At 65.3% G+C, this 12696-nt stretch carries 11 protein-coding genes; all 11 read left to right on the plus strand.

Features of this window, described 5'->3' with window-relative positions; all coding sequences use genetic code 11:
- The first annotated feature begins 101 nt into the window (after positions 1 to 101).
- Positions 102 to 533 (plus strand): division/cell wall cluster transcriptional repressor MraZ, encoded by a 432-nt coding sequence (mraZ, locus tag ACN0RC_RS09935; RefSeq protein WP_417511249.1) that lies wholly within the window; start codon positions 102 to 104, stop codon positions 531 to 533.
- Positions 534 to 632: 99 nt separating this feature from the next.
- Positions 633 to 1571 carry a 16S rRNA (cytosine(1402)-N(4))-methyltransferase RsmH gene (gene rsmH / locus ACN0RC_RS09940; RefSeq protein WP_417511251.1) on the plus strand — a complete coding sequence of 313 codons (939 nt, stop codon included), beginning with the start codon at positions 633 to 635 and terminating at the stop codon, positions 1569 to 1571.
- Positions 1568 to 2155: a hypothetical protein gene (locus ACN0RC_RS09945; RefSeq protein WP_417511253.1), complete on the plus strand. Its 588-nt coding sequence runs from the start codon at positions 1568 to 1570 to the stop codon at positions 2153 to 2155. Before rsmH ends, ACN0RC_RS09945 begins: the two co-directional genes overlap by 4 nt.
- Positions 2156 to 2176: 21 nt before the next feature.
- A complete protein-coding gene (locus ACN0RC_RS09950) occupies positions 2177 to 3955 on the plus strand; it encodes a peptidoglycan D,D-transpeptidase FtsI family protein (protein WP_417511255.1) in 1779 nt (592 codons plus the stop codon).
- A gap of 30 nt (positions 3956 to 3985) precedes the next feature.
- Complete coding sequence (locus ACN0RC_RS09955) at positions 3986 to 5398, plus strand: UDP-N-acetylmuramoyl-tripeptide--D-alanyl-D-alanine ligase (protein WP_417511257.1); 1413 nt, start codon at positions 3986 to 3988, stop codon at positions 5396 to 5398.
- Positions 5395 to 6504 carry a phospho-N-acetylmuramoyl-pentapeptide-transferase gene (gene mraY, locus ACN0RC_RS09960; protein ID WP_417511259.1) on the plus strand — a complete coding sequence of 370 codons (1110 nt, stop codon included), beginning with the start codon at positions 5395 to 5397 and terminating at the stop codon, positions 6502 to 6504. Before ACN0RC_RS09955 ends, mraY begins: the two co-directional genes overlap by 4 nt.
- A 13-nt stretch (positions 6505 to 6517) precedes the next feature.
- Positions 6518 to 8050: a UDP-N-acetylmuramoyl-L-alanine--D-glutamate ligase gene (murD, locus tag ACN0RC_RS09965; RefSeq protein ID WP_417511261.1), complete on the plus strand. Its 1533-nt coding sequence runs from the start codon at positions 6518 to 6520 to the stop codon at positions 8048 to 8050.
- Positions 8019 to 9227, plus strand: a complete 1209-nt coding sequence (gene ftsW / locus ACN0RC_RS09970; RefSeq protein ID WP_417511263.1) for a putative lipid II flippase FtsW — start codon at positions 8019 to 8021, stop codon at positions 9225 to 9227. Before murD ends, ftsW begins: the two co-directional genes overlap by 32 nt.
- Positions 9224 to 10297: a UDP-N-acetylglucosamine--N-acetylmuramyl-(pentapeptide) pyrophosphoryl-undecaprenol N-acetylglucosamine transferase gene (locus ACN0RC_RS09975; RefSeq protein WP_417511265.1), complete on the plus strand. Its 1074-nt coding sequence runs from the start codon at positions 9224 to 9226 to the stop codon at positions 10295 to 10297. Before ftsW ends, ACN0RC_RS09975 begins: the two co-directional genes overlap by 4 nt.
- Before the next feature lie 12 nt (positions 10298 to 10309).
- The gene (gene murC, locus ACN0RC_RS09980; protein WP_417511267.1) at positions 10310 to 11722 is read left to right on the plus strand and encodes a UDP-N-acetylmuramate--L-alanine ligase; all 1413 of its coding nucleotides are present in this window, start codon (positions 10310 to 10312) and stop codon (positions 11720 to 11722) included.
- A gap of 3 nt (positions 11723 to 11725) precedes the next feature.
- Complete coding sequence (locus ACN0RC_RS09985) at positions 11726 to 12640, plus strand: FtsQ-type POTRA domain-containing protein (protein WP_417511269.1); 915 nt, start codon at positions 11726 to 11728, stop codon at positions 12638 to 12640.
- Positions 12641 to 12696 lie beyond the last annotated feature (56 nt).

Consider the following 12696-nt stretch of genomic DNA (forward strand, 5'->3'; position numbering starts at 1 on the left):
CGTATGGCACTCTTTTCCTGCGTCACCATATGAATGTGGAGGAAAGTGGAGTAAAGTGGGGGCAACCTCGAATTGGCCGGTTGCAGAGGGGGTGATGGCCGATGTTGCTGGGAACGCATTCACCGAAGCTCGACGACAAAGGTCGAGTCATCCTGCCAGCGAAGTTCCGTGAGGATCTCGGCGGAGGCATCGTGGTCACCCGTGGCCAGGAGCGCTGTCTCTACGTGTTCAGCACTGCCGAGTTCGAGGCGATGCACGAGCGGATCCGGCAAGCACCGCTCAGCAACAAGCAGGCCCGTGACTTCCTGCGCATGTTCCTCTCCGGGGCAAGCGCAGAGATGCCCGACAGCCAGAACCGCATCACCATCCCCAGTCATCTCCGTCAGTACGCGGGGCTCGAGAAAGAGCTCATCGTCACCGGCGTCGGCGCGCACGCCGAGATCTGGGATGCCGCGGCCTGGAACGACTATCTCGCTGCTGGCGAGGACAACTACTCAGAACTGGAGCAGGAGGTGATTCCCGGACTCTTCTGACCTCGGCTGTGATGCCCCGCCGCTCCCGCCCCGACACACTTCCCCGGTGCCGGGTCGAGAAGCGGAGGGGGATCAGGGCCCAGGTCACCGGACAGGCTCATGAACCTTCGCGACATCCACACCCCCGTACTCCTTGATCGCTGCATCGAGCTGATGGCCCCGGCCATCAAGCACGATGGTGCGATCGTGGTCGATGCCACCCTCGGTATGGGCGGCCATTCCGAAGCACTCCTCGAGCGGTTCGACAACATCCGACTCATCGGTCTCGACCGTGACACCGATGCGCTGCGCATCGCAGGCGAGCGGCTGGCACGATTCGCCGACCGGCTCACGCTCGTGCACACGGTGTATGACGAGATCGGTCTGCACGCGCAGGGTGCATCCGCCATCCTGATGGACCTCGGCGTCTCCTCGCTGCAGCTCGATGAGGCAGAGCGCGGGTTCGCCTACTCGAAGGATGCTCCGCTGGATATGCGGATGGATCAGACCAAGGGTGTGACCGCGGCTGAAGTCCTCGCCACCTACAGCGAGGGAAACCTGCGGCGCATCTTCGAGCGGTACGGCGAAGAGAAGCTGGCCGCCCGCTATGCGCGCTTCATCGTGCAGGCGCGCGAGGCGCAGCCGCTCGTTCGCTCACAGGATCTCGTCGACCTGCTGCAGGCAGCGACTCCGGCGGCCGTGCAGCGAGCCGGGCATCCAGCCAAGCGGGTCTTCCAGGCCCTGCGCATTGAAGTCAACTCCGAGCTCAGTGTTCTCGCCGACGCGATCCCCGCCGCCATGGAGGCTCTGACCGTCGGAGGCCGGATCGTCGTGATGAGCTATCAGTCGCTCGAGGACCGCCTCATCAAGCAGGCGTTCGCTGCGGCATCCGCATCGACTGCCCCCGCGGGCCTCCCCGTCGAGCTCCCCGAGCACGCCCCCCGCTTCCGCACGCTGACAAAGGGTGCCGAGTTCGCGAGCGACGAAGAGAGGGCGCGCAATCCGCGTGCGATTCCGGTGCGCCTGCGCGCAGCCGAACGAGTAAGGGCAGCAGTATGAGCCGGGCCACCGCCGCAGCCCTGCTGCCGACGACCGCACCGACCTCACCGTCGAAGCCGGCAAGCACCGGTCGTCGGCTGCGCACGGTCGTCGCTCCCGTTCCTCGCCGTCGGCCGAAGCTCGTCTACGCACTGGCCGCTCTCGGCGGGGCAGCGCTCATCGGCGCCGCTCAGATCGGGCTGTCACTCGCCATCACCAACGACTCCTTCGTGCTCGCCGACCTCACATCCCAGCAGCGCGAGCTGAATCTGCAGGCCAGCGCCCTCCAGGATGAGCTCGCCGGCATCGAATCGCCCCAGCTGCTGGCGACGAAAGCATCCGAACTCGGAATGGTCGTGGCGGGATCCGCGTCCTACCTGCGGTTGAGCGACTCGGCCGTGATCGGTGCGAACACCGGTGCCGACTGGCGATCCACAGTCGATCCGAAGGGCAGCGGTGCGGTGCACAACGCCCTGCTCGACCACGCCGCGCTCGAGGCTGCGGCGGCAGAGAACGCGGCAGCAGACCAGACAGCGGGCGACGCGCCCGATCCGAACCTCCCCCCACCGATCACCGATGGCCTCCCCAGCCCGACTACCCGCTGACACGGACACGGAGCACGCAGTATGACGACTCGAGCAACCCGCGGCCCGCGCCGCCGGACGGTCGTCGCCCTCGCGGTGATCCTCGCCGTACTCTCGGCGTTCGTGGTCCGCCTGGTCGATATCCAGGTCGTGAGCGCGAACGATCACGTTGCAGATTCGCTCAACGTCGGCCAGCTCGGAAGCACCGTGACGCTGGAGGGGGATCGAGGGACGATCCTCGACCAGAACGGCATCACGCTCGCTTCGAGCGTGAAAGTCTACGACGCGCAGCTGAGCCCGAGCCTGATCATGCAGCTCGAGAACGACACCGAGAAGCCGCCGAAGGTGCCGTGGAGCGACGCGTCCGAGAAGATCGCTGCGATCACGGGTCAAGACGCCGAAGAACTGCGATCCGGCGTCGCGCAGAACCTCGAGAACGACCCCAGCTCGCAGTACTACCAGCTCGCCAACGGTCTGAGCACTGAGAAGTACATCGAACTGCGCGATCTCGACCTGGTCTACCTGCACGCCGATGCGCGTGAGACGCGGGTCTATCCCAACGGCGCGGTCGCCGGAAACGTCGTCGGCTACGTCGACAACGCGGGGCAGGGACAAGCGGGCATCGAGCAGATGGAAGGAACGTGCCTCGCCCCCAGCAACGGTGAGCGCACGTACCTCCGCGGCAAAGACGGCAACATCATTCCCGGCAGCGAACGGGTCAAAGAAGCCGTCAATGGCGGCTCCGTACAGCTGACCATCAACAGCGACCTGCAGTGGTACCTGCAGCAGATGATCTCTGAGGAAGCACAGCGGATGGGTGCCAATTCGGGCACCGTGACGGTCGTCGAAGTCACGACCGGCAAGATCCGTGCGGCGGCCGAATGGCCCTCGCTCGACCCCAACGACCTCAACGCTTCTTCTCCGGAGAACTGGGGCACGAAGGTCTTCGGTGCGACGTTCGAGCCAGGGTCGACGTTCAAAGCGATCACCGCTGCCGCGGTGCTCGATGCCGGTGGCGCGGACATGAACACCATCGTCTCCGCAGACGACCGCGAGACCTTCCCGAACGGAGCGGTGGTCAATGATCCGTTCCGTCACGAGAACTACCAGTATCGGCTCGCCGGAGCCATGATCGACTCATCGAACATTGCGCTGTCGAAGTTCGGCACGCTGATCGATGCGAAGACACGATACGACTACATCCAGAAGTTCGGAGTCGGAGAGAAGACGATCGGCTTCCCGCGCGAAGAGGCGGGGGTCCTGCATCCCTACGAGAACTGGGACAGCCAGACGCTGTACACGACCACCTTCGGTCAAGCTCTTACAGTCACGGCTCCTCAGGTCGCGGGCGCGTATCAGGCCATCGCCAACGGCGGCGAGAAGATCGACCTGTCGCTGATCGAGTCATGCACTCGAGGCGATGGAACAGTCATCAAGCCCGATGCGCCCGAACGTAAGCAGATCATCTCCCAGGAGACCGCGGCCGAAGTATCGCGCATTCTCGAGAACGTCACGGTGCAGGGCGGTCTCAGCAAACAGCTCGAAGTGCCCGGCTATCGGGTGGCGAGCAAGACCGGTACCGCAGAGAAGGCAGGGGAAGGCGGGTACATCGAAGGGCGCTACTCTACGAGCTTGGCCGGGTTCGCTCCTGTCGATGACCCGCAGTACGTCGTGCTGGTGACTCTCGATGAGCCGACTAAGGTTGTATCGTCCGCCGCCACCGCACCCGCCTTCCAGAAGGCTATGACGCAGGTGCTGAAGACATATCGAGTCTCGCCGTCCACCGTACCGATGGACGAGTGGCTCCCCAAGTTCAATTAGCCGGCATTGTGCCGCGCATGGAGACGCCACATGATCGCTCTGTCGTTCGCTGAGATCGCTGCCATCACCGGAGGCGATCTGCGAGTCGTCGGTGCTGACACGACCGATACCGTCGTGAACGGGGTGGTGGACACCGATTCGCGCAAGATGACTCCCGGTGGGATCTTCATCGCCAAGCCCGGGGCCGAGACGGACGGTCACCGCTTCGTCGGGGCGGCGGTCGAGGGCGGTGCAGTTCTCGCGCTGGTCGAGCACGCCGTCGATGTCGCAGTTTCGCAGATCGTCGTGCCGGATGCTGTCGCAGCACTGGCCGTGCTCGCTCGTGCAGTCGTCGCGAAAGTGCGTGCCAGCGGCGAACTGAAGATCGTCGGCATCACCGGGTCCAATGGCAAGACGACGACGAAGAACCTGATCGCCCGCATCCTTCAGGACGAGGGCCAGACGGTCGCGCCGATCGACTCGTACAACAACGAAGTCGGCGCGCCCCTCACCATGCTCAGAGTGACTGACGACACTCGCTTCCTCGTCTGCGAGTTCGGCGCATCGGAGTCCGGATCCATTGCCCACCTGGCAGGCCTCATCGAGCCCGACGTCGCGATCATCCTGATGGTCGGATTGGCCCACGCAGGTGGTTTCGGTGGTATCGAGAGCACGGCGAAAGCGAAGGCAGAGCTGATTGCGGCATCTCGTCCGAACGGCATCGCTGTGCTCAACAGCGATGACCCGCGCGTCTGGGCTATGCGCGAGAGCGCTGAAGGCCGCGGTATGACGGTCGTCGGCTTCGGCCAGGGCGAATCAGCGCAGGTTCGCGCATCTGACGTCCACGTCGCGGCGGACGGCACGCGCGCACTCATCACCATCGATGGGGAGAGTCGTCCGCTGCACCTCAAGGTTCTCGGTGCACATCACATCTCCAACGCGCTCGCTGCTATCGCCGCATCCCGCGTGCTGGGAGTCAGCACCGAGCACGCGATCGCGCGGCTCGAGACCGTCGAGGTCGCTGAGCGCTGGCGGATGCAGCCGATGGGAAGCGACCGCGTGCGCATCATCAACGACGCGTACAACGCCAGCCCAGATTCGATGGCCGCGGCTCTGCGTACGCTCGCGCAGATCACCGGTCCACAGGAGCGCACGGTCGCCGTCCTCGGCGCGATGAGCGAACTCGGCGAGAGCGCGGGAGAGGAGCATGACCGCATCGGTCTGCTCGCCGTGCGTCTGAACATCCGACGCATCGTCGTCGTCGGGCCGGAGGCCCGCAGGCTCTACCTCTCCGCTGTCGGCGAGGGCTCGTGGGACAGCGAAGCGGTGCATCTGCCCGATCAGGACGCCGCGTTCGAGTATCTGCGAACCGAGCTGCGCGACGGCGATCGTGTGCTCGTGAAATCATCCAATTCCGTGGGGCTCCGGCATCTCGGTGACCGTCTGGGAGAATTGTTCTCGTGAGATCACTCCTCATGGCTGCGGCGATATCGCTGGCCTTCACGCTCTTCCTGACTCCGGTCTTCCTCCGCCTGTTCCGCCGCTGGGGCTGGGGACAGGTCATCCGGACCCCTGAAGACGTCGCCAACCCCAGCCACGAAGCCAAGCGCGGCACTCCCACGATGGGCGGCGTGATCTTCATCCTCGGCACCATCGTCGGCTACTTCACCGGCGTCTACGCCGGCGGCAGCACCCCGGCGCTGTCGGCGATCCTCGTGCTGTGGCTCATGGTGGGTTTCGGCGCAGTCGGGTTCATCGATGATTACATGAAAGTGCGCTCGCAGCGCAGCCTCGGCCTCTCCGGGTGGCGCAAGGTCCTCGGCCAGCTCCTCGTCATGATCCCGTTCGGAATCATCGGGCTGAACTTCCCGAACCAGTACGGTCAGACTCCGGCCAGCGGATCGATCTCGCTGTTCCGTGACATCCCGTGGCTCGACCTCTTCGCCTTCGGCGTGGTGATCGGCTGGATCGTCTACCTGATCTGGATCGCCGTGATCGGCATCGCGACCTCCAACAGCGTGAACCTCACCGATGGTCTTGACGGCCTCGCAGCTGGCGCAGGCGTCTTCGTCGTCAGCGCCTACAGCCTCATCTCCTTCTGGCAGTTCAAGCAATCCTGCGCGGGCACTGGCGTCGATCCTGCCGCACTGGATGCCTGCTACGAGGTGCGCGATCCTTTCAACCTCGCGATCGTCGCAGCCTCGTTCGCGGCAGGTCTCATCGGATTCCTGTGGTGGAACGCTCCCAAGGCCAAGGTCTTCATGGGCGATGTCGGCTCGATGGCAATCGGCGGTGTGATCACCGCCATGGCGATCCTCACCCGCACCGAGCTCCTCCTGTTCGTGATCGCCGGCATCTTCGTGCTGTCGTCCGGATCGGTGATCCTGCAGCGGCTGTACTTCAAGATCACTCGCGGCAAGCGACTGTTCCTGATGAGCCCGTTCCATCACCACCTCGAGATGCGCGGCTGGCCAGAGGTGACGATCGTCGTCCGCCTGTGGATCATCGCGGGTCTTCTCGCAATCGGGGCGATCGGGCTGTTCTATGTGGAATGGCTCACCCTGATATGACCTGGCGCGTGAAATGACACAACGATTAGAAGCCCTCACCAGCTGGCACGCCGACTGGAAGGGGCTGCGCGTTGCCGTGCTGGGCCTGTCCGTGACGGGGTTCGCTGCTGCAGACACGCTCACTGAGCTCGGCGCAGAGGTGCTCGTCCTCTCCGAGGAGGCATCCGAGGACTATGAGCGCCTCGTCCCCGTGATCGGTGCGCACCTCGTGCTCGGGCCACTCGATCAGGCTCTGTCAGAACTTGTGGAGTTCGCGCCTGACGTCGTCGTCGCATCCCCGGGATTCGCGCCCTCGCACCCGATCATCCGCTGGACGGTCGCGTCGGGCATCGCGCTGTGGGGCGATGTGGAACTGGCCTGGCGCGTGCGCGACAAGGTCGTACGCGCCGATGGAACACCGGCGGAGTGGGTGCTGATCACCGGCACCAACGGCAAGACGACGACCACGCAGCTGACCGCGTCGCTGCTCGTCGAGGGAGGGCTTCGTGCCGCTCCCTGCGGAAACATCGGCGTCCCCGTACTGGATGCCATTCGAGATCCCGCCGGATTCGATGTGCTCGTCGTCGAGCTCTCCAGCCACCAGCTCTGGTACATCGGTCAGAGTGCGCCAGAGGGACAGCTCGTGCCGCATTCGGCGGTCTGCCTGAACCTCGCTGACGACCACCTCGTGTGGCACGGCAGCGCCGAGGCGTATCGCGAGGCGAAGTCCTTCGTCTATCGCAATACGCGCGTCGCCTGCGTCTACAACAAGGCCGATGAGGTGACCAGGGCCATGGTGGAAGAGGCTGACGTCACAGACGGCGCCCGAGCGATCGGATTCGACCTCGGGATCCCCGGTCCCAGCGATGTCGGCGTGGTCGATGGCATTCTCGCCGATCGTGCTTTTCTCAACGATCGTCGCAACAATGCTCTCGAGCTGACGACGATCGCTGAGCTCGAGCAGGCAGGGCTTGCCGCACCGCACATCGTGCAGAACATTCTCGCCGCCAGCGCTCTGGCGCGGGCCCTCGGCACGGAGCCCGCGGCAATCCGCCGCGCACTGGAGCGCTTTCGTCTCGATGAGCACCGGATCCAGGTCGTGGCACGACACGCTGGCGTCACCTGGATCGATGACTCCAAGGCCACCAACCCGCATGCGGCTGCGTCCTCGCTGCGGGCGTACCCCGGGGCCGTCTGGGTCGTGGGCGGCGATCTGAAGGGTGTCGACGTCTCTGAACTCGTGGCAGGTGCTGGCCGCACAGCGAGCGCAGCCCTTGTCATCGGCGCAGAGCGCGGCGAGGTTCTGGCGGCATTCGCGCGACACGCGCCCGACGTGCGCGTCTATGAGGTCGCCACTGGTGAGACTGAAGATGTGATGACCCGCGTGGTGGAACTGGCCGCCGGGATCGCCACTGGCGGGGGCACAGTTCTACTGGCACCCGCCGCGGCATCCTTCGATCAGTTCGAGAGCTACGCGGATCGTGGCCACCGTTTCGCCGACGCGGTGCAGAAGTGGATCGACCGGGGGAGTGCCGATGACGCAGGCAGCCCGCCCGTCGCGCACTGACCACGCGGTCGCCGACTCCTCGCACTCCGACTCACGCGGCCTTGCCGCTCGTGTTTCACTGGGACGGATCTTCACCCCGCCCTCGAGCGAGTTCCTGCTGATCGCATCCACAGCTCTGCTGCTGACGGTATTCGGGCTCGTGATGGTGATCTCCGCTACCAGCGCGACCGAATCCGGCGTCATGGACACGGCACTGAAGCAGGGCATGTTCGCCGCCATCGGCATCCCACTGATGTTCCTCGTGAGCAGACTGCCGATCAAATTCCTGAAGAAGATGGCCTGGCCGCTGCTCATCGCAGCCACCCTGATGCAGCTGCTGGTGTTCACCCCTCTGGGCGTCACCGACGCGGGAAACCGCAACTGGATCCGTCTGGCCGGCTTCACGATGCAGCCATCAGAGTTTCTGAAACTCGCGCTCGCACTGTGGGTCGCCTACGTGCTGCTGCGCAAGCGCGCGCTGCTGGGCATCTGGCGGCACGTGTTCATCCCGGTCATCCCGGTCGGGCTGCTCGTCTTCGGCACCGTGATGGCCGGTCGCGACCTCGGTACCGCAATGGTGCTGGTGCTCATCCTGCTCGGCTGCCTGTTCTTCGCCGGCGTGAAGCTGCGCCTGTTCATCCTCCCCGTTCTGCTCGGAGTCGTCGGTGTCATCGCTCTGGCGATCGCAAGCCCCGACCGCATGCGACGGATCACCGCTGTGTGCTCTGACATGAGCAATTACGAGCATGACTGCTACCAGTCGATCCACGCTGTATGGGGCATGGCCAACGGCGGGATCTTCGGCCTCGGCCTCGGCAACTCCCAAGAGAAGTACGGCTGGCTCCCCGCAGCCTCGAACGACTTCATCTTCGCAATCGTCGGCGAAGAGCTGGGACTCATCGGCTGCCTCGTCGTGCTGGCGCTGTTCACTTTCTTCGCGGTCGGCGCCTTCCACGTGATGCGCAAGACCGATGACCCGTTCATCCGCGTCGCAGCCGGTGGCATCACCGTATGGATCCTCGGCCAGGCGCTCATCAACATCGGCGTCGTCATCGGCGTGCTCCCGGTCTTGGGCGTGCCGCTGCCGTTCATGTCGCAGGGTGGTACCGCCCTGCTCGCCGTGCTGTTGGCGTGCGGCGTGCTCCTCGCGTTCGCTCGCACGATTCCTGCAACTGAGCGGGGTAAGGTCACGAGGTGACCTCGTACCTCCTCGCAGGTGGCGGCACTGCCGGCCACGTCAATCCTCTGCTCGCTGTCGCTGACTCTCTGCGCGAGCGCGACCCGCACGCGTCCGTCCTGGTACTCGGGACGAAGGAGGGGCTGGAAGCGAGGCTCGTGCCCGCTCGTGGCTATGAGCTGCTCATCGTCGACAAGGTGCCGTTCCCTCGACGCCCGAATCGGGCGGCCATCGCCTTCCCCGGACGGTTCCGCACGGCGATCGCGCAGGTGCGCGCGCACATCCGTGAGCACGATGTCGATGTCGTCGTCGGATTCGGCGGTTACGCTTCAGCCCCCGCTTACGTCGCCGCGCGCCGCGAGAAAGTTCCGTACGTCGTGCATGAGGCGAACGCCCGGCCGGGGCTGGCGAACAGATTGGGTGCGGGACGCGCCGCCGGAGTAGGTGTCGCTTTCGAGGGCACCCCGCTCAAGCGGGGAGAGGTCGTCGGGATGCCGCTGCGCCACGAGATCGTCGATCTCGATCGCGCGGCATCGCGCGCAGAGGCCGCTGCAGCCTTCGGACTCGACCCTGCCCGCCCCGTGCTGCTCGTGTTCGGCGGGTCGCTCGGTGCGCACCGACTGAACGAGGCACTGGCCGATTCCTGGGGCGATGTGCTCGCCGCCGGGTGGCAGCTGCTGCACGTCACGGGGGAGCGCAGCGACCTCGTCGATCCGGAAGTGCCCGGGTACGCGATGCGTCGCTACGTCGACCGGATGGACCTCGCATTCGCGCTGGCCGATCTGATCGTCTCGCGCGCAGGCTCTGCAACCGTCAGCGAGATCAGTGCTCTCGGCATCCCCGCGGTGTACGTGCCCTACGCCGTCGGCAACGGCGAGCAGCGTCTGAATGCGGCGTCGGCGGTCGCCGCGGGAGCCGCGCTGCTGATCGAGGACAGCACCTTCACCGGCGACAAGGTGCGCGAGGAGCTCCTCCCGCTGCTCGCCGATCGCACACGCATCGATCGCATGGCTGAGGCGGCCGCGCACGTCGGCACGCGCACCGGCACGCAGAACGTCGTTGCCATGATCGACAGCGCTCTCACGAATTAGGATGGAGGGGACATGATCACGCCTGACCTCTCTCTCCCGATTCCGGACTCCATCACCGCCGCCCACTTCATCGGGATCGGCGGCTCTGGCATGAGCGGGTTGGCGAAGATGTTCCTCGATGCCGGCATCCGGGTGTCCGGTTCAGACCGCGCGGACAGCGATAACCTCCGTGCTCTCGCGGCAGCCGGCGCGACCGTGCACGTCGGTCACGATGCCGCCCACCTCGGCGATGCCGACACCGCCGTGCACACCGGCGCGATCTGGCCGGAGAACCCCGAGTTCGTCACCGCCAAGGAACGCGGTCTGCACGTCATCCACCGTTCGCAGGCGCTGCACTGGCTGATTCGCGGGCACCGGCTCGTCTCCGTCGCCGGCGCGCACGGCAAGACGACTTCCACGGGCATGATCGTGACGGCACTGCAAGCCCTGGGCGCTGACCCGAACTTCGTCAACGGCGGAGTGATCGAGCAGCTCGGCGTCTCGAGCTCCTCGGGAACCGATGATCTGTTCGTCATCGAGGCCGATGAGTCCGACGGAACGTTCCTGCTCTACGACACGGCCATCGCTCTCATCACCAATGTCGATCCTGATCACCTCGACCATTACGGATCGGATGAGGCATTCCACGACGCATTCGTGCAGTTCGCGGATGCTGCCGGCGAGGCCGTTGTGATCTCCAGCGACGATCCTGGTGCACTGCGCGTGAAAGCTGGGCTCTCGCACCAGAACGTGATCACGTTCGGCACTGCCGCCGACGCTAACGTCCGCCTTACCGACATCTCCACGTCAGGCCCTGTTTCAGCGACGATCAGCCACGGTGGTGCGAGCGAGCGGATGCAGCTGGTCGTCCCCGGTGCGCACAACGCGATCAATGCCGCAGGCGCAGTGGCGGTACTCCTCGCTCTCGGCCATGCGTTCGCCGATTCTGTGCGCGCTGTAGAGAGCTTCGCGGGCACCGTGCGCCGATTCGAGCTGCACGGCGTGGAGCGCGGGGTGAGCGTCTTCGATGACTATGCTCACCACCCGACCGAGGTGAAGGCGGCGCTCGAGGCAGCGCGAGGCGTCGTCGGCGAGGGAAGACTCATCGCCATCCAGCAGCCGCACACGTACTCGCGCACACAGCACATGTATCGCGAGTTCGCAGAGGTGCTCGAGGCCTACGCCGATCACACGGTCATGCTCGACGTCTACGGGGCACGAGAGGATCCGGTGCCTGGAGTCACGGGTGAGCTGGTCAGCGGTGCGTTCACCGACCCTGATCACGTGCACTACGTGCCGGACTGGCAGAAGGCCGCTGATTACACCGCATCGATCGTGCAAGAGGGCGACTACGTGATCACGCTCGGTTGCGGCAATGTGTACCTGATCATCCCGCAGGTGCTCGAATCGCTCCGACAGCGCCCGGCGCCCGGCGCAGAGGCCTGATCGATGCGCCGCCCGGCACCGCTTCCGACTCCACCGGGGGAGGCGTACGCCGCACCAGCGCGCCGGCGTCTCACCGACGAGCCGGTCGAGCCAGTCGAGCTGCATTCCAGCGCCGCTGGTCTCGACGCCGATATTTCGCAGGCCGAACCGGAGTCGTGGGACGACCTCACCGCAAAAGACGTGTGGCGGGCCGCTCGTGCGCGCCGTAAGCGTCTGCGCGCCGAGATCCGCCGGTTCACTCAGCGATCTCGCAGGCGCCGGATCATCTGGCTCAGCGTCCTCGGTGCACTGATTGTGCTGGTCGGGGGTAGCGCGATCGCGGCGTACAGTCCGCTGTTCGCGGTCGAACGGATCAATGTCGTCGGGGCTTCCACGATCGACCCCGCACAGATCCAGGCCGCACTGGCCGACCAGATCGGCACGCCGCTCGCTCTCGTGGATGAGAGCGACGTGAAAGCCGCGCTGATGGCATATCCGTTGATCGAGAGCTATGCGCTGGGGGCGAAGCCGCCGCATGATCTGACGGTTCGGATCGTCGAGCGCACACCCATCGGCGTGATCGAATCCGATGCCGGTTACACGCTTGTGGATGCCGCGGGAGTCGCCCTGTCGACCACTGCGCAGGTTCCTGAGGGGCAGCCGATATTGCGCGTGGAACCTGGGGTCGAGTCCGACGCATTCGAGTCGGTCGGACTCGTGATCCGCTCGCTTCCCGCTGACGTGCGCGGATCGCTCGTCGAGGCTTCGGCGAGCACTCTGGACGACGTGTCGCTGAAGCTCTCGAGCGGACTGACCGTCTTCTGGGGGAGCGCGGAGAAATCGGTCGAGAAAGCGCGCGCTCTGACCTCGACGATGCTGGCGAATCCGGCGGCTGGCACGATCGATGTCTCTTCGCCGGACGTGGTTGTCGCCGGTTGAGTGCGATTGCGCACCGGAACACCCGACACACCCGTGTCGCTGCGCGCACACGCCAG

Origin of the sequence: Microbacterium sp., from assembly GCF_048259935.1 — a bacterium.
Lineage (GTDB): Bacteria > Actinomycetota > Actinomycetes > Actinomycetales > Microbacteriaceae > Microbacterium.